This window comes from Acidithiobacillus sp. IBUN Pt1247-S3 (genome assembly GCF_041146875.1).
Classification (GTDB): domain Bacteria; phylum Pseudomonadota; class Gammaproteobacteria; order Acidithiobacillales; family Acidithiobacillaceae; genus Igneacidithiobacillus.
The window spans coordinates 21,230-46,409 of record NZ_JBFRXP010000003.1 but is presented as its reverse complement, the minus strand read 5'-3'; the positions used below and the strand labels follow the sequence as shown (position 1 = coordinate 46,409).

Here is a 25,180-nt window from a genome sequence, read left to right as displayed (position 1 = left end):
AGTCTGTTCTTGCATTGACACCATTGAGGGGGGATCATGCGGATAGACGCTTATCCGCATAGGAGCCTATCATGGAAAAACCTGTTCGATGGACCATTACGGCGAGCCCGGCATGTGATATTGCCCTGCGCACCTATTTAGGAGCACAAGGCATGCGCAAGGGTGACCTCTCTCGCTTTGTGGAGGAGGCCGTAATGTGGCGTATTTTTGATCGCAGCGTACAAAGCATCAAAGACCGCAACGCAGACCTGGACGGCCCGGCCCTGCAGGCGGCCATCGATGCCGAATGGATGGCGGTACGTCGCTCGTCATGCGACTGATTCTGGACACCAACATTCTGCTATCGGCACTCATTGTCCGCGGAACACCACCAGAAGAACTTTATAACGCGTGGAAGCAAGGGCGCTTTATCCTGATATCTAGCGAACCGCAAATTGAAGAGATGAAGGCGGTCCTTCGCCGCCCCTTCTTTCAAGATCGCGTGAAGCCGTGGGAGGCTGGCCTCCTGATCAACCACATCCGTCAGGTTGCAGAAATCGTTACCGCCTTGCCAGACCTAGAGATATCGAGCGACCCGAATGACGACTTTCTGCTGGCGATGGCGCAGGTGAGCGGTGCGGACTACCTGGTGACCGGAGACAAGCGCGACCTGTTGCTGCTGGATCGCTTTGGCCGGACTAAGATTCTGACCGCCAGGGTGATGTTGGAGTATCTGAGGTAGGCGGCCGCGTTGTAGTTCCCTCTCTCACCCCGGATGGCTACAATCACAGGCGGTACGGGCCTAGATCCCGGCATGTTGTAGTTCCCTCTCTCACCCCGGATGGCTACAATCATCTCTATATCTCCTGTTGTGCTTGACTGGTTGTAGTTCCCTCTCTCACCCCGGATGGCTACAATGTGGGCTGTATTCGGCGGGGCGCAATGCGGGTTGTAGTTCCCTCTCTCACCCCGGATGGCTACAATCCACGACGGATGTGATGCAGTCGCCGTAATGTTGTAGTTCCCTCTCTCACCCCGGATGGCTACAATGATCATGCCGTGCATCAGCGCCGATGCGGGGTTGTAGTTCCCTCTCTCACCCCGGATGGCTACAATCAGTTCCTCAATAGCGACCGGCTCGATGATGTTGTAGTTCCCTCTCTCACCCCGGATGGCTACAATACAGGCGCAAAAGGATAGGCGCCAGCTTCAGTTGTAGTTCCCTCTCTCACCCCGGATGGCTACAATTCCTCAATAAGGCCACGTCTTCGCTCACTGGTTGTAGTTCCCTCTCTCACCCCGGATGGCTACAATATCTACAGCATTCCGGCCCCAGACCGCATCGTTGTAGTTCCCTCTCTCACCCCGGATGGCTACAATTCAACCTGGCGTTGTTAATACCTTGGCTAAGTTGTAGTTCCCTCTCTCACCCCGGATGGCTACAATATGCCTTGGATCATGGATCGCCCTTCACCTGTTGTAGTTCCCTCTCTCACCCCGGATGGCTACAATTCTTTCATTCTTCGCTCTTCCACATTAGTGGTTGTAGTTCCCTCTCTCACCCCGGATGGCTACAATCGAATGCGTGAAATAGTGCCTCTTGGCCCGGTTGTAGTTCCCTCTCTCACCCCGGATGGCTACAATGACAGACATTTACGCGGTACTTGACCGCCTGTTGTAGTTCCCTCTCTCACCCCGGATGGCTACAATCCCTGCTCTGAAACCCGCGACCGGCTTGCTGGACATGGGTTTCGGGGCAATTTTTTTTGCGTTAAAACAGCAGCATTTGTTGGGCATTGAGCTTTTTTTCCTGAAATTTCGGCAGACCAACGAGTAGCCGCATTTGGGCGAATTGCTTTTCGCTGATCTGCAAACAGCGCACGGAGCCATCCGGCGGCAGGTTGCTGGACAGGCGTTTGATGTGGGTTTCCATGTCGTCGAAGCCGTTGGTGATGCGCCCGTACACCGACCATTGGATCATGTCATAGCCATCTTGAATCAGAAAGCGGCGAAATTGCACATAGGCTTTTTTATCTGCCTTGGTTAGCGTGGGCAGGTCGAAAAATACCATCAGGCGCATAAATCGGCGGGTCTCACGGCTCATCGTCCTGATTCTCGCAGAGCGTGGGCAGGCTGGGCAGGGCGAGGCTGGTTTGTTCGTCATCCAGCCGTTGGCTTAGGCTAATCACGCTCTGCTCACAGGCAGCCAAGATGCTGGTTGTGCCGAGTGACTCTTGGGCGCGGTGCATGGGGGTGTCGATGTGCAAAATGCTAACCAAGTAGGCTTTGTCGTCGCGGCTTAAGTTACGCTCGGCAGCATCGTTGGGCATGTGCGCTAAAACATGCGCATCCAGAATGGGGCGGAAGGGTTCGATCAGATCGTCGGCTAAATTAAAGGCGTTTTGCTCGCTTTGGTGGTGCAGGCCAAAGGCGGGCATAAAGCCGTAAGCGACGAGGTTACGCGCCAGCGCGGAGCGGATGATGCTGTAGCCGTAGTTAAAAGCGGCGTTGTGCCAGCGTTCTTGGGCCCGACTAAAGCCTGCGCCCATCAGGCGACGAAAATACACTTGCGCGCCATGAGATTCGGCGTGGCCGGCATCGCCGGAGCGCACGCCGCGTGCTAATGTTTGCAGGCGTAAGGCGGCGGGCTGATGCCCCTGCCGCGTGAGCACTTCGGCCTGATTGCTGAGTTTGCGTTGCACGATGTCGCGCCACAGTTGTTTTTTGCGTGGCAGGCTCATGGCGAGTTGTTTGCGCATCACCTGCAAGGCGCGGCTATGCGGCAGGTGCGGCAACAGCACGCCATTGGGTGTGTGGGTTTCATCCACGGTAATGACGGCGATTTGTGCATTGGCGCAGGCGGTCAGTAGGCAGGCGGTCAGGGTGACTTGCGGCTGGTCGATCACCAATATGGAAATATCTTCCAGCGGGATGCGCGCCGTACCGGCATCCTGAGCCACGACCAGCGCCTTTTGCTCAAGCTTAAGGCGCGCCGGTTGGGTAATGACCACGCTACGCCAGGCCATGGTTCAGCCCTTGCGCTTGTGGTTGAGCGGCTGGCGGGTTTCCTCTTTCACCGGGTATAGGCGACCGAGTAGATCGACATGGTATTTTTCGACGGATAGGGCGGTTTTGATTCCGATGCCATCAAGAAAACCTCCTTTCCCATTAAGGTTGCTGCGGTCGTGTGTCCAAATAGAAATGGCTCCTGTGGCGCGGTTTAGCCCTGAAAAGTAACCCTCTTTAGCCGAGTCCTTTTTGAATGATATTTTGACCCAATCATTCGGATGCAGGCTGAACAGAAAGCGGTAGTTCTCATCCATCACCGTCCATTCATCTTCGGGCTTGTAGGCCATGACCGCCCGATTCGGCAATGCCGGTTTGACCACATCAGCCACATACAGCGGTACGGCGTGGAACTTCTTTCCGTCGGTGAAAATGTCTACGCGCAGCATGGCGCCGTTGTTGGCGATGCCGCCGCGTATGGGAATGCCGCTTTTTTGCGTGTCAGTCAGGTTGACCGTGCGCACCAGCGGCGCGGCCTTGCCCGGCTTACTGGGCTTGTAGAACGGCTCCTTAAAGGCTTTTTTGCCATCGTCGCCGTGGGCGATCAGGCGTTGGCGGATGGCTTCGATCAGCTTTTCATTGCGCGGGTCGTCCCAGCCGACGATGCGTTCAATGTCCTTGAGTTTGAGGTTTTCCAGCGGTGTTTTGACCGCGCTCATGCCTTGATCGAGCAGCTTGGCGGAGCGGATGGTTTCCTGATGTGCTTGCCCAAGGCCACGACGCAGCGGGGCGCGGGATACGCGGATGGGGTTGATGGTTTGTGCCCGCGCCTTGTCGTAGTTTGAAACATGCTCAAGATGCAAGGCAGGGTCGGGGCTAAGCCAGGCTTGGAGTTCGTCGCGAAAGTGTGGCCAGGGCGCAGGAAAGGCGGCTTCGAGTTGGCGTAGAGCGGCGATGTCCAAAACCTCGCCGCTCTGCGGATCGATAAAGCCTTCGCGTGCCTGATTAAGCTCTTTGCGGCGCGCGTAGTCTGCCAGCCGCTTGACCATGCGATGGTTGGCGGCTGCGACCACAGCGGCGTCCAGCGCGTGGTGCAGGTCACCATTCTCGCGCACTTTGTTCAAGCCCCAGCGGGTGCGCAAAAAGGCGGTGAGTTGGCCGGAAACGACGGTGCAACGCTTGCTTTCAGAATCTTCGGCCAGTTGCAGATGCTGTTCCACCAGGGTTTTGAAGGCGCGGGCGATGTAGCGAGTGTCGTTTAGGTTGCGCTCGCGGAAGCCTTCGGCAGCTTTGTCGCTAAAGTCTTTGCGCAGCAGGCGCTCGCGTTTGGCTTGGCGATAGCTTTTATTGCCCTGCACGAAGGCTTGGAAGCTGCGCCAGCGCTCGCTGTTTTGCTCGCCGTCTAGGTATTCATACGGGGTGCGGTTGCCTTTGTTGCGGTTTTCAACGGTGAGCACTAGCACTTTGTTGCTCATGCCGTCGTCAAAGCTACGCGAATAGGGCAGGGCGTGGTCGATTTCGGCATAACCATCTTCCAGCAGGCGGCCAAGATCCAGCGGCTTTTGACTGTAGGCGCAATGCGCTTGCTGTTCGTCGTACAAGCGCATTTTTAAGAGCTGATCGCGGCGCGGGTTGCTGTCGAAGCGTTCGCGGAATTTTGTGACCAAGGTTTCTTTGCGTTCAGCAAAGCCTTTTTGTTCGCGCTCGATTTTTTTTCGCTCATCCCAAGGTTTGCTTAAATCTCGTGCCAGCTCGATATGCACCTCGTTGGGTGCGCCATACTCGTCGATGATGGCGTTGACCAGTTTGCGCGCTTGGTTGAGGGCGCGATAAACCACGGGGTTGGGGTAGTCCTCTTTACTGATCGGCGGCAGGCGGGGTTTTTTGTTGTCCTCTGTGTGAAGCTGGCTGTGGTGGGCGTAGCCTGCTGATTGGACGGCTTGGTCGTAACGTTGCCCGGCTTGCATATAGGGCAGGATGTTGTGCAGCGCCTTGATGGACAGGCGGATGAAGTCGCTGAAAGAAACCGTGAGTACGGCTTCGATGATGGTAGGTTCGATGCCTTGCTGCTGCATCCAGTCGCGGGCTTCGGCATCGTCCTTGAATACGGTTTGGGCATAGGCCAGCGCATCCAGTCGGTCGGGGTTGGCGGCATCCCGCGTCCATTCAGTTTTCAGGCCGGCTTCCTCATACGCCTTGCGAAGAAGGTGGAAGGCTTTGGCTTCAAATAATGCCGCGTCCTCGGCGGCGAGTTCATTGCCTTCTTTGCGCTTTTTCCAGTAGTCCACGCCGATAAAACGGGCGGTGTCGCTCAGGCCGATTTTGCTGCGTAGCTGTTTGTAGCTAATTTTGGCTTGCACGAAGGGCAGATGGATGATGGCTTGGCGCTCTTCGTCATGTAATCCGCGCGTTTCACCCTGATCGTTGATGCGTAGGTTGTTCAGGCGAGTGAGCCAGACAAAGCGCTCGGCGGTGTGGCTCGCCTTGGGGGCGCGGTATTCGGTGGTCTCGAAGGTGCATTTGCCGACCATCTTGAGCAGGTTTTCACCCGATAGCGTGGGGCGGCGCGCCATGAGTAGCGTATGCACGGCTTGCTCTAAGGCGGGGGAAGTATGCGGGTTTGCAAGTGTGCGCTGGGCGGCGAATAGCGTTTTGAGTTCATGCTCAAGGTCTGCGCGGGCGAAAGTGTGGCTGTAGTCGCCGCCTTTGTTGCGCTTGGCATGGGCAAAGGTTTCATCGCGTGCGGCCATTTCGCCCACCGTGCGCCAGTTGTCTTCGCTCATGCGGTTTTGGTTGGCGGTGACACCGGAGAGCATCTGACCGGCTTTTTCGTCGGCTTTGGCCTCGCTTTTGCGGTTGGATTGAAAGCCGCGATGCTTGACGATGTGGTAGAGCGCGGCGGCCCATTCTTGCGGGGCAAGCCGTTGATTGATCCCTTGCGCGCGCAGATCCCACGGAGACACGGGGGTAGATAAGGCTTCGGCGGCGTGGCTTGCGATCAGCCCTTCGCGCTTGAACAGGCGACGCAGCCGCAGCAGACGATGGGCGCGGCGACGAATACGGCGGCGGGTGAGTCTTGCTTCGCGGCGGATATTGTTGAGTGATTCGCCTTCTTTCGCTGTTTCGGCGGCATTAAAAGCGCGCACATGCAGGGCGTGGATGTGGCCGTCGGCAAGCAGCGCTGCGCCAACAGAGGCCATGCCGATATCCAAGCCAAGGGTGTAGCATTGTTGCGGGAGTTCCATTTAAGTTCCTTTAATAATATACTCCTTCGCATTGTAGCAATCCGGGGTGAGAGCCGTTACTACAATAAAGCCAGGGGGAAACCCCTGCGCATGAAACCGAACCCGCCTCGTGCGGGTTCTTTACATTTGAGATCCCCTACATTTTGTGCAGTTAGAGCAAATACCAAGTTGCGCAACGGGCAAGTGGTGGGCGCGCTTTTGCAGATTTCGGTGTTTTCCTCTATTATAGACCGACTGGTTGGTATCTATTAGGAGGTTCTCATGAGTTCTGTTAAAGCCTACGCCGCGAAAACCGCTGATACGCCCTTGGCTCCCTTTCATCTGGATCGTCGCGAACCCGGCCCTGATGATGTGCAAATTGACATCCTCTACTGTGGCGTCTGCCATTCCGACCTGCATACGGCGCGCAACGAATGGCACAACACCCTGTACCCCGCAGTGCCAGGGCATGAAATCGTCGGGCGGGTAACAGCGGTGGGGAATGCTGTGAGCAAGTTCAAAGTCGGCGACTTGGCGGGCGTCGGTTGCATGGTGGATAGCTGTGGCCATTGCAGTTCTTGCCATGAGGGCGACGAGCAGTACTGCGAAAATGGCTTTACTGGCACCTATAATGGCCCTGTTTTTGGTGGCGAGAACACATTTGGTGGCTATTCCCAGCGCATCGTCGTCAAGGAATCCTTCGTTCTAAAAATCTCCCACGACGAAAAAGACCTGGCGAGCGTAGCGCCACTGCTCTGCGCGGGTATTACGACCTATTCGCCGCTGCGTCACTGGAACGTCGGTCCGGGAATGACCGTTGGTATCGTCGGCCTTGGCGGGCTTGGCCACATGGGAGTGAAACTGGCCCATGCCATGGGCGCGCATGTCGTGCTCTTTACCACTTCACCCGGCAAGGCCGAAGATGCCAAGCGTTTGGGCGCCGACGAGATTTGCATCTCGAAAGATCCGGAGCAGATGGCGAAGCAGGCCAACCGCTTTGATTTCATCCTGAATACGGTTGCAGCTCCACATGACATCAACGCCTTTTTGCAACTGCTGAAGCGCGATGGCACCATGACTTTGGTAGGCGCTCCGGAAACGCCGCACCCCTCACCAGAGGTGTTCAGCTTGATTTTCAAGCGCCGCAGTTTAGCGGGTTCCCTCATCGGTGGCATCGCCGAAACCCAGGAAATGCTCGATTTTTGTGCCAAGCACGGTATTGGCTCGGACATCGAAGTCATTCCTATGGACTACATTAATACTGCCTACGAGCGCATGTTGAAAAGCGATGTGAAGTATCGCTTCGTTATTGATATGGCCACGCTGAAATAAATACTTGCACGCCGCACCCCCGCACCAACGGAGGTGCATTTCTCGGGCTCAGTGACAAGCCCCTTGATAGTTACCTTTCAAGGTCTCTTGTAGCGGAACGGTCTCGCCAGCTACGTGTACGGTTCCGTGCACGGTCCCCTGATAACTGCGCCCATCCGGCGCGGTGTGCAGGGTGATTTGCATTTGCACACGCATAGGGCTACTGGTGCCGACACATTCTTCCTCTAGTTGGATGACCCTTGGCCCAAGCTGCTGCATGCCGGTGCGCCGGCACGTCGACCCCGGTTGGGAATGCAGAAATTGCGCAAACGGATCGGCTTGATGTATGCAGAATTCAATTTGGTCCGTCATTCCCGTACTCATGTGCGCCGTCTCGTGCCACTGGCCGGGTTGTAGAAGCGGGGCGGCGAAAGCCGGTGTGGTGGCGAATGTGAGCGCGCAAGCAAGTAGCGGTAAAAGGTTGGGAAAGCGCATTTTTCTCTTCCTGTTTTTGATTTGCTGACGCAGCATTCTATGCCTACTAAGACACAGATTGCCAGTTTGTCCATTGTCTGTCCGGCGTGAATTGGCTACCATGCAGGCGTTTTTGGAGCGAGGCTGAGGGGCACGATGACCAAGTACGTTTTTGTCACCGGCGGGGTAGTCTCCTCTCTCGGTAAGGGTGCGGCAGGCGCCGCACTTGGCGCTCTGCTTGAGGCACGCGGGTTGCGCGTGACCATGCTCAAGCTCGATCCTTATATCAACGTCGATCCGGGTACCATGAGCCCTTTTCAGCACGGCGAGGTTTTCGTGACTGCCGACGGTGCGGAAACTGACCTGGATCTCGGGCACTATGAGCGCTTTCTCTCGACGCGCATGAGCAAGCGCAACAACTTCACTACCGGCCTCGTCTACCAAACCGTCATCGAGAAGGAACGGCGCGGCGATTATCTCGGCCGCACGGTACAGGTCATTCCCCATATCACCGACGAGATCAAACGCCGCATTCGGCTGGGCGCCGCCGACGCGGATGTGGCCATGGTCGAAATCGGTGGTACGGTGGGCGACATCGAGTCGCAGCCGTTTCTCGAGGCCATTCGCCAGATGGCGGTAGAGGAGGGGCGCGGCAATACCATCTTCCTCCATCTGACTCTGGTGCCCTATCTGCCCTCGGCGGGGGAGATGAAGACCAAGCCAACGCAGCATTCGGTGCGCGAACTACGCGCCATTGGCATCCAGCCTGATGTCCTGCTCTGCCGGGCCGACCGGCCCATCCCGGAAGACCATCGCGCCAAGATCGCGCTCTTCTCCAATTTGCCGGATCGCGCTGTGATCTCTGCTATCGACACCGATAGCATCTACCGCATCCCGCTGCTCTTCCACGCCCAGGGGTTGGATGATCTGGTGGTCGAAGACCTGCAATTGCCGGCCAATTTGCCCGACCTCTCCGTATGGGAAGGTATTATCGAAGCCTTGGAGCATCCGCAGGGCGAGCTTTGTATCGCCCTGGTCGGCAAGTATGTCGGGTTGACCGAGTCCTACAAATCCCTTTCCGAGGCCCTGCTGCACGCCGGGTTGCGGGCGCGGCGCAAGATCCGTTTTCTGTACGTGGATGCGGAAGACATCGAAACGCACGGGCCAGAATGTCTGGCCGAGGCCGACGCGATTCTGGTGCCGGGCGGTTTTGGTGGGCGTGGTACAGAGGGAAAGATCCGCGCCATTCGCCACGCGCGCGAGCAGCGCATCCCTTATCTTGGGATTTGTTTGGGCATGCAGCTCGCCGTTGTGGAGTTTGCCCGTCATTGTGCGGGTCTCGCCTCTGCAAACAGTACCGAACTCGATTCCAAAACTCCGGAACCAGTCATCACTCTGATGCAGCGTTGGACCGATCCCAGCGGTCAGGTTGCCTACCGGGAGGAGGACGGCAATCTGGGCGGGACCATGCGCCTGGGAGCGCAGGCCTGCGTTCTGGAGCCCGGTAGCCTGGCAGAGCGTGCCTATGGGCGGCAGGAAATCGAGGAGCGGCACCGCCATCGCTTTGAGTTCAATAACCGCTACCTTGAGCCCCTCGCAAAGGCAGGTCTGCGTTTTTCTGGTCGTTCGGCCGATGCTGCCCTAGTGGAAGTGGTCGAACTCCCCGATCATCCCTGGTTTTTGGGCTGCCAGTTTCATCCGGAATTCACCAGTAACCCGCGGGAAGGCCATCCTCTCTTCGATGCCTTTGTCGCCGCGGCGCAAAAATATCGTACCCAGGAGGGACGCTAATGGAACTGTTGGGCTTCCCTGTTGGCTTGCGCGCGCCGTTTTTTCTGATCGCAGGGCCGTGTGCCATCGAGAGCGAAGACTTGGCCCTGCGGAGCGCCAGCACCCTGCGCGAGATCTGTGATCGTCTCGGTATCCCTCTGATTTACAAAAGCTCCTACGATAAGGCCAACCGCTCCTCTGGGGGTAGTTTTCGTGGGCCGGGAATGGAGGCGGGCCTTCGCATTCTGGAAAAGGTGCGCAGCGAAGTTGGCGTGCCAGTCCTCACCGACGTGCACGAAAAAGAGGATGTAGCGGCAGTCGCGCAGGCGGTAGACGTGTTGCAAACGCCAGCTTTTCTTTGTCGGCAGACCGACTTCATCCAGGCCGTTGCCGCCGCGGGCAAACCCGTCAATATCAAGAAGGGACAGTTCCTTGCCCCCTGGGACATGGGCAATGTGGTGAGCAAGGCCAAGGCAACGGGCAACGAAAACATTCTAGTTTGCGAGCGCGGAGTCAGTTTCGGTTACAATAACTTGGTTTCTGATATGCGTTCCCTGGCGGTGATGCGCCAGACCGGCTGCCCAGTCGTCTTTGACGCCACCCATTCGGTGCAGTTGCCGGGCGGGCAGGGCGATCGTTCTGGTGGGCAACGCGAATTTGTTCCCGTATTGGCGCGGGCTGCGGTTGCGGCTGGCGTTTCCGGCCTGTTTATGGAGACCCATCCCGATCCCCGCTGTGCCCTCTCCGATGGCCCCAACGCCTGGCCATTGGGGCAAATGGAGGCGCTGCTCCGTGTGTTGCAGCGCCTTGACCTCGCCGTAAAGGCGCAAGATTTTCCTGAAGACCATCCTGAGGAGTTGCTACCATGACCGCCATCGTCCAGATCCATGCCCGGGAAGTGCTTGATTCCCGTGGTAATCCCACTGTCGAAGCCGAAGTAACCCTCGAAAACGGCGCCATGGGCCGCGCCATTGTTCCCAGTGGCGCCTCCACTGGCGAGCGCGAGGCCGTAGAACTGCGCGATGGGGGCGAGCGTTATGGTGGTAAGGGCGTGCGCAAGGCGGTAGAAAACGTCAACGGTGAGATTCAGGACCTGCTTCTGGGTATGGAGGTGGAAAACCAGACGGACATCGACGCGGAGCTTTGTGCGCTGGATGGCACTGCCAACAAGTCGCGCCTGGGCGCCAACGCCATTCTTAGTGTTTCTTTGGCCTGCGCCCACGCTGCCGCGCGCTCCCTTGGTCTGCCCTTGTATCGCTATATCGGTGGCCTGGGGCCCATCCAGTTGCCAGTACCGATGATGAACGTGATCAACGGTGGCGCGCATGCCGACAACGCCATCGATATGCAGGAGTTCATGATCATTCCCGCTGGCGCGGAGTCCTTCTCCGAGGCGTTGCAAATGGGCGTCGAGGTCTTTCACCGCTTGAAGTCGGTCTTGCATGGCCGTGGTCTGGCGACCACCGTCGGCGACGAGGGTGGTTTTGCCCCTAATCTTCCCTCCAACGAGGCGGCCCTGGAGCTGCTCGTTGAGGCGATCACCCAGGCTGGCTACACCCCCGGTGAGGACGTTTGGTTGGGTATGGATGCAGCGTCGAGCGAGTTTTATAAAGAGGGTAAATACCATCTGTCCAGCGAAGGACGTTCTTTGGATAGCAGCCAATTCGTCGACTACCTCAATGATTTGGTCGATCGCTACCCCGTCATCAGCATTGAAGACGGTATGGATCAAAACGATTGGGAAGGCTGGGTGCAGCTTACCGACCGTCTTGGCGACCGTTTGCAGTTGGTAGGCGATGATATCTTCGTCACCAACACCAGCATTCTGCGGGAGGGGATCGACCGCGGAGTGGGTAATAGTATCCTCATCAAACTTAATCAGATCGGCACCTTGACGGAGACTTTGGCCGCCATCGAGATGGCGAAGACCCATTGCTACACCGCTATTGTCTCGCATCGTTCGGGAGAGACCGAGGATACCACCCTGGCGGATTTGGCGGTGGCTACTGGCTGTGGACAGATCAAGACGGGATCGCTATCACGTACCGATCGCGTCTCGAAATACAACCGGTTGCTGCGCATCGAAGAGGAGCTGGCCGATGCCGCGCGCTTCCCTGGGCTTGCGGCTTTTTACAATTTAGACTAATACTGCGAGAAACATCGGTAACGTTTTGTAGCAAAGGATGATATGGCTGTCGTTTGGGATACTTCGATAGATTCGGCTCGGGCTGCGGTTTCCCGCATTGGCGGGCTGGCTCGTGTTGATTTGCTCCTACTCGCTGGCCTAGTCGGGTTGCAGTACTTTCTTTGGTTTGGTGCTGGCAGCTGGTGGACGGTAGCGCAGATACATTCCCAGGTGGAGCAACGGAATACCACGGTACAGGCACTGGAAAAGCGCAACGATAAACTTGCTGCCGAGGTTCTGAGCCTACAAAACGACTCCGGCGCCGTTGCCGGTCTGGCGCGGCGTAATTTGGGCCTAGTAGGTAAAAACGAGATCTTCGTTTGGGTGATTCCGAAATCGTCGCCGAGCAATTCCTAATTTTTAGTTTTGATGCTCTGCCAACAAAGAGCCCGCCATATTGGCGGGCTCTTTGCGTGTATTGTGACCCGACTCAGGCGCGGTCGATGTAGGCGCCGTCGGCCGTATTGACGCGGATTTTCTCGCCGGCGTTCACAAACTGCGGTACCTGCACGGTGATGTCGGTTTCCATGCGTGCGGGTTTATAGGAGCCGGTGGCGGTTTGCCCCTTAATGGAGGGTTCGGTTTCGACGACTTCCAGAATCACTACCGATGGTAGCTCTACGCCAATGGGGCGCTCATTATGCAGGTTGACCTGGATCTCGGTGTTGGGCAGCAGGTAGCCAGTTTGCCCTTCCAACAGGTCCTCGCTCAAGGTCATCTGCTCAAAATTCTCATTATCCATGAAGACATAACCGGTGCCATCATTGTAGAGATACTGCATCTTGCGTGGCTCGACGACTGCCTTCTCCATCTTCTCTTCCGAACGGAAGCGCTGGTTGGTTTTGGTGCCAGTCTCGATGTTCTTCATTTCTACCTGCACAAAGGCGCCGCCTTTGCCAGGTTTGACGAAATCGGTCTTGAGCACGCGCCACAGGCCCTTTTCGTATTCGAGGATGTTGCCGGGGCGGATATCGAAGGCGGAGATTTTCATAACACAGTCCTGTAAAGCATTCCCTTTGCTGGGCGCGGATTGTACCCTAGAGCCCTTATCCTGACCAGCGAGGCCCTTCATGTCAGCGCGTACCCAGCCCATCGAAATTCGTCCCCTCATGCTCAGCAAGGTGATGGAGATTGAGTGGGGCGATGGCCACACCAGTCGCTTGTCTTTCGAGCATCTGCGCGTTGAGTGCCCCTGCGCCGAATGCAAGGGGCATACGCCGGAGCAGGCCCAAACCATTACCGGCAAGGAAGACGTGAATCTGGTGGACGTCCAGCCTGTCGGCAATTACGCCGTGCAGCTACACTTTAGTGATGGACATGGAACCGGCATCTACACTTGGGACTATCTGCGTCGCCTCGATGAAAGCCAGACCGACTGAAGCGGACGAGGGCACAATTTTGCAAGAGGCGGAGCAACCCTTCGTCCTTGCGGATTTTCTGCGCCAGTTGAGTGCTGGGCCAGGCATTTACCAGATGTTCTCCGGCGCCGGGCAGATTCTGTATGTGGGCAAGGCGCGCAATCTGAAACGGCGGGTTAGTTCCTACTTTCACAAAAACCGCCATAGTCCAAAAACCGTGGCCATGCTCGGACAGGTGGAGCGCGTCGAAGTCATCCACACTCACACCGAAACCGAGGCTCTGGTGCTCGAGGCGCAGCTCATCAAGCGCCATCACCCGCCCTACAACATCCTACTGCGGGACGACAAAAGCTATCCCTATCTCTTCATCGAGACCAGCAGCGAGTTTCCGCGCATGGGTTTACACCGTGGCGCACAGCGCGCCAAGGGCCAGTACTTTGGCCCCTATCCGGCGGTGAGTGCCTTGCGCGAGAGTATGCTGCTATTGCAGAAGGCCTTCCGTCTCCGCACCTGTGAAGACAGTGTATTCAGCAACCGCAGCCGTGCGTGCCTGCACTATCAGATTCGTCGCTGCAGCGGCCCTTGTGTGGGCCATGTCAGCCAAGAAGATTATGCTGCCGATGTTAACGCGACCTTGCAGTTTTTGCAGGGGCGCAGCGACGAGGTGCTACAAGGTTTGCAAAGCCGCATGCAGGCCGCCGCCGAAAATCTCGCCTTTGAGGAGGCCGCCAAGCTGCGCGATCAAGTGGCGGCCTTGTCCAAGATTCAGGAGCGCCAGTATGTGGCGCAGTCTGGCGGTGGTGATTTTGACGTACTCGCGGCTGTCGAGGAAAACGGGCAGTGGTGCGTGTACCTGAGTTTCCTGCGCCATGGACGGCAGTTGGGTGGGTGCTCGATCTTCCCCAGGCATGCCGAGGGCGCGCGTGGCGCCGAGATGATGGCGGCTTTCCTCAGTCAGTATTATGCCGATCGCGAGATCCCCGGTAACCTGCTTCTGAATCTCTTACCGCGTGGTGTTGCGGCCCTGCAGGAGGCATTGAGCGAACTGGCCGGCCGCAAAGTGCTCATTGACCAGCCGCAGCGCGGTCCACGTAAGCGCTGGATGCAGATGGCCGAGACTAACGCGCGTCTGGCCCTGCGCGCACGAGTGCAAAATGCCGGTCAGGGACGTCGCCGCATGGAGCTTTTGCGCGATCTTTTCGGCCTTGAGGATACGCCGCAGCGTATGGAGTGCTTTGACATCAGTCATACCCGCGGCGAGGCGGCTACGGCCTCCTGCGTAGTCTTCGATGCCGACGGCGCGCGCAAGGATGCCTACCGTCGTTTCAACATCAAGGACATCACCCCGGGGGACGACTACGCAGCCATGGAACAGGCGGTATTGCGTCGTTACCTGCGTTTGCAGGACGAGGGGCAGAGTCTGCCGGAGATCGTCTTTATTGATGGTGGGCCGGCGCAATTGGCACGCGCTGTTGCCGCGCTTGCCGAATTAGGTATTGATAGCATTCAGCTCTGTGGGGTGTCCAAGGGTACCAGTCGGCGTCCGGGCCTGGAGTCGTTGCATGCCCCGCAGTGGTCGGCGCCGCGGCAATTGGCGCCAGACGATCCCGCCCTGCTGGTGATTCAGGAGATCCGCGACGAGGCACATCGCTTTGCCATCACCGGCCATCGGGCGCGGCGGTCCAAGGCACGGCAGGAGTCGGAACTGGACGCGATCGGTGGGATTGGTCCCAAGCGACGCGGCGCGCTGTTGCGCCGCTTTGGCGGCCTGCGTGGCATCCGTGACGCGGGAGTCGATGATTTGCAGCGGGTGGAAGGCATTCGCCGCGAGCTGGCCGAGCGTATTTATGACCATTTTCATCCAGGAGCGCGGGCATGATGGCACGTCTGCCGAATTTTCTGACCACGCTGCGGATTGTGCTGATCCCGGTCTTTGTTCTACTGTTTTTTCTCGGCGGGGCGTCGCGTAGCTATGGGGCCACCGCCATCTTTGCCTTTGCCGCCCTTACCGACTGGGCCGATGGCTACCTGGCGCGTCGCTACAATGGCGTCTCGCCCTTTGGTACGTTTCTCGATCCCGTTGCCGACAAGCTCATGGTCGCTACGGCCCTAGTCCTGATCTGCGCCAGTGGGGAAATGCCCGCAATCCTTGCCGGCATTCTCACCAGCATCATTGTTGGTCGCGAAATTACGGTATCGGCGCTGCGTGAGTGGATGGCCGAGATTGGCGAGCGCAAGAAGGTCTCCGTATCCTGGCTCGGCAAGATCAAGGCCACTCTGCAAATGCTGGCGATCGTGTTTTTGCTCTATTCCGGGCCGGTGGCGTGGGGTGTTCTTGCCCGGGACATCGGCATAGCCCTGCTCTTGCTGGCGGCGGCCATGACGCTGTGGAGCATGGTCGATTACCTGCGGGCTGCTTGGCCGAGCTTGATGGGTAAACAGGCTGCCGGCCACTGATATGGCGGCGAGCCAGCTCACCCTCGTCCACAGCCAACGTTCGGAAGATCTACGTGAGCTGCTGGTGCAGTGGTGTGCGCGGCAGCCCCTTTCGCCCCTCGCCCACGAAACCATCCTGGTGCAGAGTAACGGCGTGGCGGAATGGTTGAAGCTCGGGTTTGCTGCGCAAGGGATCGCCGCTGGTCTGGATTTCCTTCTCCCGGCGCAATTCCTCTGGCGCGCCTACCGTGCCGTGCTCGGGCGCGATGCCGTGCCCGAGACCTCGCCCTTCGACAAAGAGCGCCTGCGCTGGCGCATTTTTCGCTTGCTGCAAGAGTTACACGACCCGATCTATGCGCCTTTGCGGCACTATCTGCAGAGCGATACGCAAGGACGCCGGCGTTTTCAATTGGCCGAAAAGGTCGCGGACCTCTACGATCAGTATCAGGTATATCGCGCCGATTGGTTGGCCGCCTGGGAAGCGGGGCGGAATACCCTGCCGGGATTGGATGGTAACGAACGGCCCATGCCCGCCACGCAGCAATGGCAGGCGCGACTCTGGCGGGCGCTACTTGCCGACTTGCAGGCAAGCGCAACGGCCGGGGTGTCACGTGCGGACATTCATCGGCAGTTTCTCGCTAGTGTGCAAGACGGCACGAATATCGTTGGTCTGCCACAACGTCTTATCGTCTTTGGCATCTCGTCTTTGCCACAGCAGACCCTGCTCGCCCTGGCGGCACTGGCAGAGCATTTGCCGGTGCTGATTCTGGTGCTTGATCCCTGTTCTTATTACTGGGGCGACATTGTTACCGGGCACGATCTGCTACGTCGCGAGTCACGCGGACGCAAGCGAGCGCGCAGTGCGTCTGCCCCGAGCGATCTGATCGAATACGGGCACCCGCTGCTGGCCGCCTGGGGCAAGACCGGGCGAGATTATCTCGCCGCCCTGGAAATTACGGCGAGCGAGCTGCAGCTACGGGCTACGGATGAGCGTATCGAGTTGTTTCAGCCAGGAGGCACCCAGACGCTTTTACAGCAATTACAAGATGACATCCTTGCCCTGCGCCCGATTTCCGAAAGCCGGGAGCTGTGGGGGCCCATTGATCTCTCTCGCGACGATTCCCTGCGTTTTCATGTTGCCCACGGCCCCCTGCGTGAGCTGGAGGTCTTGCAGGATCAGATCCTCGAGGCCCTGCGCCTGGATGAAAGTCTGCATCCACGCGACATCCTGGTCATGGTCCCCGCATTGGATATCTACGCAGCGCGTATCGATGCTGTCTTTGGCCGCTACGAGCAACGGGATTCCCGCCATTTGCCGTTCCGCATTGTTGATGCACCAACGATGCAGGAAAACTCCCTCTTCCGCGCTTTGGATCTGTTGCTCAGCCTGCCGCAATCCCGCTTGCCCGCCAGCATGCTCTGGGATCTGCTCGATGTACCGGCCCTGCGGCACCGCTTTGGCATCGGCACCGAGGATGTACCGCTGCTGCGCTCCTGGCTAGAAAAAGCGGGCGCGCGCTGGGGCCTGGATGGAAAGCAGCGTCAGGATTTGGGCCTGAGTGTCGAAAGTCAGGACGCGCATACCTGGCTTTTTGCCCTGCAACGCCTCTTTCTGGGGTATGCAGTTGGCCACGGCGACGCCTGTTGGGACGTGGAACCCAGTTATTTGCCGGTGGATGCTGCGGAACACCTGGCGCAGTTCATTCAGCTACTGGAAACACTCTCCCGCTGGCAGCGACGCCTGCAGCAAGCGGCCACGCCGGAAGTCTGGCAGCGCAATCTGTCGGAACTCTTGGCAAATTTTTTTCTTGCTCAGGAAGAAGGCGAGCAGACACTACTCTTACTTGCGCAGGATGCCTTGCTGGCTTGGGGCGAGGAGTGTGCTGCGGCGGATCTGATAAGCCCTCTTTCTCTGGAGATTGTCGCCACGGCCTGGCGTGCCGCGATCGACGTTAAGGCGACCCAGAGTGCTGCCTTTTTCTCCGGCGGTATTACCTTTGCCACGCTTATGCCCATGCGAGCAATTCCCTTCCGCCGCATCTATCTGCTGGGCATGGACGAAAAAGACTACCCGCGGCGGCAGATTCTGCCCGAATTTGATCTTTTACGTGCGGATTATCGCCCCGGCGATCGCTCCCGGCGGGAGGATGATCGCTATCTCTTCCTCGAGGCGCTGCTCTCCGCCCGCGATTCCCTGCAAATCTTTTGGAGTGGCCGCAGCCCCCGCGACGACAGCGAAGAACCGCCCTCGGTTTTGGTAGCACAGTTGCGCGACCATCTGGCGCGGATTTGGTCTGCCCAACAGGAAAGAGAAGAATTGCGCGGCGAGACATTCCTCACGGCGCTGACGACGACGTATCCTCTGCAGTCCTTCAGTCACCAGTATCTGGGCAAGGACTCTCCCTATTTCACCTACGCGCGCGAGTGGTGGGATGAGCCTGCTACTTCCCCTTCGCCCGCGCTGAACGCCAGCGCAGAAGGGCCGGATAATCGCTTGTCTCTGCGCGATCTCCAGGAATTGGGGAAAAATCCTGCCCGCTATTTCTTGCAGCAGGGGCTGGGCGTGCGTTTGCGCGAGAGTGAAGCGGAGCTTGCCGAGGATGTCGAGCCGTTCGCCTTGGACGGTCTACAGCAGTGGCAACTGCGTAACGAACTCATTCAGGCGGTGCAGCAGGAAGAGAGCACTGATGCGGCTGTGCGTAGTATGGAGCGCCAGACAGCACGCCTGATCCGGCGGGGCGAGTTGCCAAGTGGTACCCTCGGGTGGCTGCTCAGCGAGGAATCGCAGAGTAAGCTGCAAGAGCCCCTGCAGCGCTTTCTGACCCTCGCACAACAGGTTGAGGAAGAGCAGCCGCCCGTGGGCGTGGAATTGCGTTTCGCAGAACTGGAAGTGACGGGTGAGATTATCGGCCTGCGATGTCAGCCCGATGGCGAGCAGTTCCGGCTGCGCTGGTCGGCCAGCGAAATTGGTAAAGGTAAGAGCGCCGAGTTAGAAAAAATCTGGCCGTACTGGGTTGAACACCTTGCCCTGCATGCCATGGAGCATCGGCTTACGAGCTATCTCCTGAGTCATAAAAATGGCTTCGCCGTGCTCCCGCCAATGGAAATGGACGTGGCTCGGGACCAGCTTGCGCAGCTTGTGCGGCTGGCACAGGAGGCACGTCGGCGACCAATCCCCTTGCTTCTGCCGTTATTGGCCAGCGCCTGGAAGGATGATGATGCCGCTGCTGATCTGGCGGCTATGCGCAAAGCGCATCAGCAGCTCGTGCAGGAAAGCAGCCACGATGAGTACGCTCGTCGCGTCTGGCCTGAGGTAGAGGATCTGATGGGCGATGACGCCCAGGAATTGTTGGAACTGCGCCGATGTTTTGTCTCCCCTTTGCAGGATGCCTTGGAGCAGGGCGCGGCGCTGGCCAAACGCTTGGAAGCTGAGAAGGTATGAGCAAGGGCAATCTTCTCGAAGCCCTCAGTTTTCCGCTGACGCTAGGGCGGCGCCTGATTGAGGCCAGTGCCGGCACGGGCAAGACCTATACCATTGCCGCCCTGTACCTGCGCCTGGTACTTGGGCATGGCAGTGACCGACCCTACTTGCCGGAAGAAATTCTGGTCATGACCTTTACCAACGCTGCCACCCTGGAGCTGCGCGCGCGGGTGCGCCAGCGTCTGCACGAGGCAGCCGAATACTTTGCCGAACGCAATGCGAGCAAAGACCAGTTTTTGCTGGATCTACGTGCCAGTTATCCGCCGGAGGAATGGCCAGGACTTGCTCGCCGTCTGGACTGGGCGGGCGAAGGGATGGATCAGGCTGCAATCTATACGATCCACGCCTGGGCCCAGCGCGTATTACAGGAACATGCCTTTGCCGCCAACAATGATTTCGCCCTGCAGTTGCTTACCGATACGGAAAAGCGGGATCTCGAGTTGCTGCAGGACTACCTGCGCCTTTTCCTGCTGCCTTTGCCGCGCACGGAAATGCAGGAATTACGGCGCTGCAGCAAGGATCTTCTTGATCCCGAACCATTGCTGAAGGAGCTTCAGCGTTATTTAGATAAGGCTGAGGGTATGGCAACCGGGCAACCCCCTGCGGCTACCCTGCATCTCCTTGTCGAAAGTGCGACGGCAACACTGGCCTCTTTGCGGGGGCGTCTGGCGAGCCAGATCGATTCACTCGTGGAATGGTTACAAGAATTACGAAGAGACAAGCAAATTGACGGTAGAGTCCTGCAGGAGCGTCGTGTTCGTGAATGGATGGACGCTCTGCGCGATTGGACGGCAAGGGACGATATTGCTGGCCCCGCACTTTCTGAAAGCGCTTGGAAACGGTTGTCACATGCAGGCATGCAGGAGGCGAGCCGCGCCGGCGATTCCCTGACACACTCCGGTCTGCTACTGATCGAAGAACTAGCTGAATATCTCGACTCGCTGAATGAGCAGCGGAAGCTTGCCCGTGCCAAAATCCTCACCCATGCCGTGGCCTGGACGGATGAACGCAAGCGGCGGATGCAAAAAGAACAAGGCGAATTCGACTTTCAGGGCATATTGCGCCAATTGCGTACGGCGTTGCAGGGCGATGCGGGCGGCGTCTTCGCGCGCCATCTGGCGAGCAAATACCCCTGGGCGCTAGTGGACGAGTTTCAGGACACCGACCCGTATCAATACGCCATTTTTGATGCCATCTATCGGGTAGAGCACGCGGCTGGACTTCTGCTGATTGGAGATCCCAAGCAGGCGATTTATGGCTTTCGCGGGGGTGACTTGCACACGTACCTGCGCGCCCAGCGGGATTGTGGCGAGGAGATTTATCGCCTCGGCCGCAACTATCGCTCCACTCAGGAGTTGATGGCGGCTCTCAACACCTTTTTCCTGCGCGTGGAAGAAAACCGTCCAGAGGGGGTTTTTGGTCTGCGTCAGGGCAAGGAAAACCCCATGCCCTACCTGCCTGTAGATGCAAAAGGGCGGGAGGAAAAACTCTTCCTGGCCGGCGAGCCGGTTCCCGCCCTGGGTTTTGCGCTTTTACCCGATGAGGTGTTCACCAACAAAGACGATTTTACCGAACGCCTTGCAGATGCCTGCGCCGAGCAGGTAGCTGCCCTGCTCCTTGCCGCTCGCCGGGGAGAGGCAGAGTTTCGTGGGCAAAAGGACACGCGTGTCCTGCGCTCTTCTGATCTTGCCGTGTTGGTCAATACCGGTAAGGAGGCGAACACCCTGCGCACCGCTCTTGCGCGACGTGGGGTGGCCAGTGTCTATCTCTCGGAACGGCAATCAGTATACGAGAGCCCCGAGGCCGCCGATCTGGAACGGCTCCTCAACGCCTGTCTTGCGCCCGCAGATGAAGATGCCTTGGGCGCGGCTTTGGCCTCCTCCCTGCTCGATCTCGACTGGGCCGAGCTTGCTGCCCTCGGCCACAATGACGGTTTGCGCGAAGAACGCACACTGCAATTCCAGGATTATGGACGCATTTGGCGGGAGCGCGGTGTGCTCCCCATGCTGCTGCGGCTGTCGCAGGATTTTTCCTTACCTGCGCGCTTTCTGCATGGGAATGCGCAAGGTGGAGAGCGTCGCCTGACGAATTTTCTGCATCTGGCGGAACTTTTGCAGAAGGCAAGTGAAAAACTGGAAGGGGAGCATGCTCTTCTGCGCTTTCTGGCGGAACAACGACAGACAGAAACGGGGCGCGATGACGAGACCCTCTTACGTCTGGAAAGCGATGCCGATTTGCTGCGGGTGATCACTATCCACAAATCCAAGGGCTTGCAATATCCCTTTGTCTTTCTCCCGTTTTCCCTCAATGCCCGGCCCGACAAGGGGGATAGCCTGGAGATTGCCGATGAAAATGGGCAGTGTGTCTTACTGCCACCTAGCAGCGAAGCGCAGGCGCAGGCCGAAAAAGAACGTCTGCAAGAAGATATCCGGAAACTCTATGTCGCTCTTACGCGCGCCGAATTTGCGGTGTGGGTAGGAGTGGGCAGACGCAAAGATGCGGTCAAGTCTGCCCTTGGGCATCTGATCTTGGGCGATGTGGAAGATGGAAGTGGTCTGCCGGATGTCTTGCAAGATTTCTTTGCCGATACCCCCGAAATTGCCATAAGCACGATGGATTTGTCGGAGACCGTCAGCATCCTGCCGGCGCAGCGCGCGCAGACACCAGAACTGAGACCGCGCCACGCACGTCGGCAAGAAAACGACTGGTGGATTGCCAGCTACTCAGCCTTGCAACGCGGGCATCACAGTACGCTGGAACGGCTGGCAGAATCTGGAGATGAGCGACGGGAGAGCGAGGATGTGCAACTTGCTATACATCCAACCTTCCCGCCGGGCGCTGCTACCGGCATTCTGTTACACGACCTGCTGCGTTGGATAGCCGAGCAGGGCTTCGCTGCCGTTTCCCGGAACCCTGAGATCCTGCGACAGGAAATCGAGCGTCGTAGCCGTGGCCAGCCTTGGGCCGGGCATCTGGCGCTGTTACACGACTGGTTGTTACGGATACTCGCGGCACCCCTGACTCTCCCCGATGGCGACACGTTACGGTTACCAGATTTGCAGGAATACCAAGCAGAAATGGAATTCTGGTTGCCAGTACAGAGCGTCGATAGCAGCCGGATTGACGCCATTATGCGCGATTACCTCTTTCCCAAACTGGAGCGCCCGGCTCTGGATGCCCGGCGTTTGGGGGGCATGCTGAAGGGCTTCATCGATCTTGTCTTTTGTTGGAAAGGGCGCTACTACCTGCTCGATTACAAATCGAATTTTCTCGGAAACACGCGCGAGGCCTATCAAACGCCAGCATTGCAAAACGCCATATTGGCACAGCGCTATGAACTGCAACTCGGATTGTATCTGGTCGCATTGTGGCGCTTGCTGCACAGCCGTGGGCTACAGTTCGAACCGGCTGGTGCTTTGGCACTCTTTCTGCGTGGCGTGGGCGAGACCGAGGCGGCAAGTATCGCGGTGCAGCCGTCCGGGGAGTTCTATACGGCCTTGGAGCCGATTTTTACTGCTGCGGGAGCGGACGCATGATCCCGTCCCTGGACTGCAGCAATCCGCGCAAAGATCCCTTGCAACACATACTCTGTATTGCCATCGAGCGCGCTTGGCTGCGGCTCTGGGATGCACAACTGGCGCTGTTTTTTTCCCAACAGGCTGCTGGCGCTCCTGCCGAAGCCCTTTTGGCCGCGGCCCTGTGTAGTCAGGAGGCTGCCCAGGGGCAGGTCTATCTCGATCTCCGTGGCGAAGCAGTCTGCAATGATTCGGTACTTTCCGAATGGTGGCCTCGCTTTGCCGCCTGGGAGACCTGGCCACATCTGGCACCGGAGTTATTTGCCACGGGGGAGGGCGCGACGCCGCTAGTCTTGCAGGATGGGTGCATATATCTGCGCCGCTTTTGGGAGGATGAACAGCGGATTGCGTCGGGCGTCAGAGCGCGCCTCGCCCCCGTGCCCTTGCCGCCAGCGGATCTGGTGGCAAAAGAACTCGGGCAGTTGTTTCCGGCCAGTGATGTGCAGCCCGATTGGCAGCGCATTGCCTGCGCCTTGATGCTGCCGCGTCGCTTTGGCGTGATCAGTGGTGGTCCCGGTACCGGAAAGACAACTACTGTGCTGCGCCTGTTGTTGTTGCTGCAGAGCCTCGCCCTGCGGGGCGCCCTGCCGCAGCAGACGGGGTCCCTACGAATCCGCCTGGCAGCGCCGACAGGGAAGGCCGCCGCGCGTCTTAGCCAGAGTCTCGTGCAGACCTTGAACAGCGACGCCTTCCAAAGACTCCCACTCACCCTGATCGTGAGCGTCCCGCGCGAAGTGGAGACAGTGCATCGCCTGCTCGGCCTGCGCTCTAATGGGCAACCCCGCTACAACAGCTCCCAGCCCCTGGCGTTGGATCTCCTGGTCATCGACGAGGCCTCCATGCTTAGTCAGGAGCTCATGGCCAAGCTCCTCAATGCCCTGCCGCCCACAGCGCGCCTCATTTTGCTGGGGGATAAGGATCAACTCGCCTCGGTGGAGGCCGGCGCGGTACTGGCGGAATTGTGTGCCAATGCCGAGTCGGCGCGCTACTCTGAGCAGACGCGCGGCTGGATTGCAGATACCTGTGCTTGCGTGCTGCAAGAGCCAGCGGTGACCGGTGATGAGCGTGAGCAGGCTATAGCCCTGCTGCGTCATAGCTATCGCTTTTCCGCCCAGAGTGGCATTGGCCGCTTGGCCGAACAGATTCGCCTCGGGCAAACAGAAAACGCGTCTGCCCTGCTTGATGAGCAGGGCGCAGACCTGCGTTTCTTTACTCCTGGCGAGCAACAGGGACTCGATGGGCTGCTACTGCATGGTTGGGGAGAAGGTCAGTCCGAGGCGCCAGGATATTTACGTTATCTCCAGCAGATGCAGGCAGGGCTGCGCCAGGGGCTGGAGGCGGATCAGCTCGCGCAGCAATGTCTGCAGACATTTTCTGATTTCCAGTTACTCTGTGTCCGGCGCGAGGGTCCTTGGGGGGTAGAGGCGATGAACGCCCGCGTAACCCACCTCTTGCAGCGGCATGGCGCGGTGCCGGTCGGCAAGGAGTGGTTTGCCGGCCGCCCCGTTATGATTACCCGCAATTCATACTCGTTGCGGCTCATGAATGGTGAAGTCGGGATTGCCTTGCCCATCACCACAGCAGATGGTCGACGTGAGCTGCGCGTGGCCTTTGCTGGTGCCGCCGGCGAGATCCGCTGGTTTTCGCCGACGCGCTTACAAGAGATGGAAACCGTTTTTGCCCTGACGGTACACAAATCCCAGGGCTCGGAATATCGCCACTGTGCCTTTCTCGCCGCAGTCGAGGATCGCGAGTTTTGGTATCGGGAATTGCTTTACACCGCCGTTACGCGTGCACGTTCCCGGCTAAGTCTTGCCCTGGTGGGTGGAGAGGAGGTATTGGGAGAGATGATTAATCGCCCCCTGCGTCGTACGCAGCGCATATTTCTTACAGGAGAAAAGCATGAGTGATCGCAACAGCAGCATGCGTTTGGCCCAAATTCTTGGTGCTACGGGGCTGATTCCGTTGATTGTCGCTGACATCGGCGCTGTGCATGGCTACGGATTGATCGCAGTCAGTCTCGGTAACATCTACGCCGCGATAATCCTCAGTTTTCTCGGCGCCATTCATTGGGGCCTGGCACTTGATCGCACGCAAAACCCGGATGAGTCGGGGCCGCTGCTCCTATGGAGCGTGATCCCGGCGCTGTGGGGATTTTTTGCGCTCTGGTGGTCGCCGTTGCTCGCAACCTTGATATTGATGCTGGGCTTCATTGCCCAGTGGCTCGCAGATTTTCGTCTGCAGCGTCGCGGTATTTCCTGGCCGGGCTGGTTTTTCCCCTTACGTAGTGCTTTGACTGTTGGAATCCTCATTTTACTTGCCATTTTGGCTATCGAGGTCTATTACCATTAATATCTCCCCGGCGGGGATAGCTTTGTGTT

Annotated in this window: 19 protein-coding genes and 1 CRISPR repeat array; of the genes, 14 read left to right on the top strand and 5 right to left on the bottom strand. The window is 58.2% G+C overall.

All coding sequences use genetic code 11. The features are described from left to right. Positions 1 to 71 precede the first annotated feature (71 nt). Both AB4090_RS03135 and AB4090_RS03130 read left to right on the top strand, forming a co-directional pair. Positions 72 to 320 carry a ribbon-helix-helix domain-containing protein gene (locus AB4090_RS03135; RefSeq protein WP_369572403.1) on the top strand — a complete coding sequence of 83 codons (249 nt, stop codon included), beginning with the start codon at positions 72 to 74 and terminating at the stop codon, positions 318 to 320. Beyond that, on the top strand, positions 311 to 721 hold the full coding sequence (locus tag AB4090_RS03130; protein WP_369572402.1) for a putative toxin-antitoxin system toxin component, PIN family: 411 nt from the start codon (positions 311 to 313) through the stop codon (positions 719 to 721). The genes AB4090_RS03135 and AB4090_RS03130 overlap by 10 nt, the downstream gene beginning before the upstream one ends. Positions 722 to 729: 8 nt before the next feature. Further along, a CRISPR array of direct repeats spans positions 730 to 1,689; the repeat unit is 36 nt; unit sequence GTTGTAGTTCCCTCTCTCACCCCGGATGGCTACAAT. Positions 1,690 to 1,750: 61 nt separating this feature from the next. Here the strand turns inward: AB4090_RS03130 and cas2 are convergent. Genes cas2 through cas9 form a run of 3 tightly spaced genes read right to left on the bottom strand, consistent with a single transcriptional unit; the run spans position 1,751 to position 6,230 of the window. Then, positions 1,751 to 2,083, bottom strand: a complete 333-nt coding sequence (gene cas2 / locus AB4090_RS03125) for a CRISPR-associated endonuclease Cas2 (protein WP_369572401.1) — start codon at positions 2,081 to 2,083, stop codon at positions 1,751 to 1,753. Next, on the bottom strand, positions 2,073 to 3,005 hold the full coding sequence (gene cas1, locus AB4090_RS03120) for a type II CRISPR-associated endonuclease Cas1 (RefSeq protein WP_369572400.1): 933 nt from the start codon (positions 3,003 to 3,005) through the stop codon (positions 2,073 to 2,075). Before cas1 ends, cas2 begins: the two co-directional genes overlap by 11 nt. A 3-nt stretch (positions 3,006 to 3,008) precedes the next feature. Beyond that, positions 3,009 to 6,230, bottom strand: coding sequence for a type II CRISPR RNA-guided endonuclease Cas9 (cas9, locus tag AB4090_RS03115; RefSeq protein WP_369572399.1), 3,222 nt, complete (start codon positions 6,228 to 6,230; stop codon positions 3,009 to 3,011). Positions 6,231 to 6,491: 261 nt separating this feature from the next. On the opposite strand from cas9, the gene AB4090_RS03110 reads away from it, so the two are divergent. After that, positions 6,492 to 7,541: an NAD(P)-dependent alcohol dehydrogenase gene (locus AB4090_RS03110; protein ID WP_369572398.1), complete on the top strand. Its 1,050-nt coding sequence runs from the start codon at positions 6,492 to 6,494 to the stop codon at positions 7,539 to 7,541. Between the two features lie 48 nt (positions 7,542 to 7,589). Here the strand turns inward: AB4090_RS03110 and AB4090_RS03105 are convergent, their stop codons facing one another. Then, on the bottom strand, positions 7,590 to 8,015 hold the full coding sequence (locus AB4090_RS03105) for a DUF3617 domain-containing protein (protein WP_369572397.1): 426 nt from the start codon (positions 8,013 to 8,015) through the stop codon (positions 7,590 to 7,592). Positions 8,016 to 8,150: 135 nt separating this feature from the next. Between AB4090_RS03105 and AB4090_RS03100 the strand changes: the two genes are divergently transcribed. The 4 genes from AB4090_RS03100 to AB4090_RS03085 are packed head-to-tail and all read left to right on the top strand — an operon-like array spanning position 8,151 to position 12,306. After that, entirely contained in the window at positions 8,151 to 9,785 is a 1,635-nt protein-coding gene (locus AB4090_RS03100) for a CTP synthase (RefSeq protein WP_369572396.1), read from the top strand. Beyond that, on the top strand, positions 9,785 to 10,633 hold the full coding sequence (gene kdsA, locus AB4090_RS03095; RefSeq protein ID WP_369572395.1) for a 3-deoxy-8-phosphooctulonate synthase: 849 nt from the start codon (positions 9,785 to 9,787) through the stop codon (positions 10,631 to 10,633). Before AB4090_RS03100 ends, kdsA begins: the two co-directional genes overlap by 1 nt. After that, positions 10,630 to 11,910, top strand: coding sequence for a phosphopyruvate hydratase (eno, locus tag AB4090_RS03090; protein ID WP_369572394.1), 1,281 nt, complete (start codon positions 10,630 to 10,632; stop codon positions 11,908 to 11,910). Before kdsA ends, eno begins: the two co-directional genes overlap by 4 nt. Before the next feature lie 42 nt (positions 11,911 to 11,952). Beyond that, positions 11,953 to 12,306 (top strand): septum formation initiator family protein, encoded by a 354-nt coding sequence (locus tag AB4090_RS03085; RefSeq protein ID WP_369572393.1) that lies wholly within the window; start codon positions 11,953 to 11,955, stop codon positions 12,304 to 12,306. Positions 12,307 to 12,379: 73 nt separating this feature from the next. On the opposite strand, the gene efp is transcribed toward AB4090_RS03085, so the two are convergent. After that, positions 12,380 to 12,940: an elongation factor P gene (efp, locus tag AB4090_RS03080; protein WP_369572392.1), complete on the bottom strand. Its 561-nt coding sequence runs from the start codon at positions 12,938 to 12,940 to the stop codon at positions 12,380 to 12,382. Between the two features lie 79 nt (positions 12,941 to 13,019). Between efp and AB4090_RS03075 the strand changes: the two genes are divergently transcribed. Genes AB4090_RS03075 through AB4090_RS03045 form a run of 7 tightly spaced genes read left to right on the top strand, consistent with a single transcriptional unit; the run spans position 13,020 to position 25,151 of the window. Continuing rightward, complete coding sequence (locus AB4090_RS03075; protein WP_369572391.1) at positions 13,020 to 13,328, top strand: gamma-butyrobetaine hydroxylase-like domain-containing protein; 309 nt, start codon at positions 13,020 to 13,022, stop codon at positions 13,326 to 13,328. Continuing rightward, a complete protein-coding gene (gene uvrC, locus AB4090_RS03070; RefSeq protein WP_369572390.1) occupies positions 13,309 to 15,186 on the top strand; it encodes an excinuclease ABC subunit UvrC in 1,878 nt (625 codons plus the stop codon). The genes AB4090_RS03075 and uvrC overlap by 20 nt, the downstream gene beginning before the upstream one ends. Next, positions 15,183 to 15,764: a CDP-diacylglycerol--glycerol-3-phosphate 3-phosphatidyltransferase gene (gene pgsA / locus AB4090_RS03065; RefSeq protein WP_369572389.1), complete on the top strand. Its 582-nt coding sequence runs from the start codon at positions 15,183 to 15,185 to the stop codon at positions 15,762 to 15,764. Before uvrC ends, pgsA begins: the two co-directional genes overlap by 4 nt. A gap of 1 nt (position 15,765) precedes the next feature. After that, complete coding sequence (gene recC / locus AB4090_RS03060) at positions 15,766 to 19,185, top strand: exodeoxyribonuclease V subunit gamma (RefSeq protein WP_369572388.1); 3,420 nt, start codon at positions 15,766 to 15,768, stop codon at positions 19,183 to 19,185. Then, entirely contained in the window at positions 19,182 to 22,760 is a 3,579-nt protein-coding gene (recB, locus tag AB4090_RS03055; RefSeq protein ID WP_369572387.1) for an exodeoxyribonuclease V subunit beta, read from the top strand. The genes recC and recB overlap by 4 nt, the downstream gene beginning before the upstream one ends. Continuing rightward, a complete protein-coding gene (gene recD / locus AB4090_RS03050) occupies positions 22,757 to 24,709 on the top strand; it encodes an exodeoxyribonuclease V subunit alpha (protein ID WP_369572386.1) in 1,953 nt (650 codons plus the stop codon). The genes recB and recD overlap by 4 nt, the downstream gene beginning before the upstream one ends. Further along, positions 24,702 to 25,151: a DUF3429 domain-containing protein gene (locus AB4090_RS03045; protein ID WP_369572385.1), complete on the top strand. Its 450-nt coding sequence runs from the start codon at positions 24,702 to 24,704 to the stop codon at positions 25,149 to 25,151. The genes recD and AB4090_RS03045 overlap by 8 nt, the downstream gene beginning before the upstream one ends. Positions 25,152 to 25,180 lie beyond the last annotated feature (29 nt).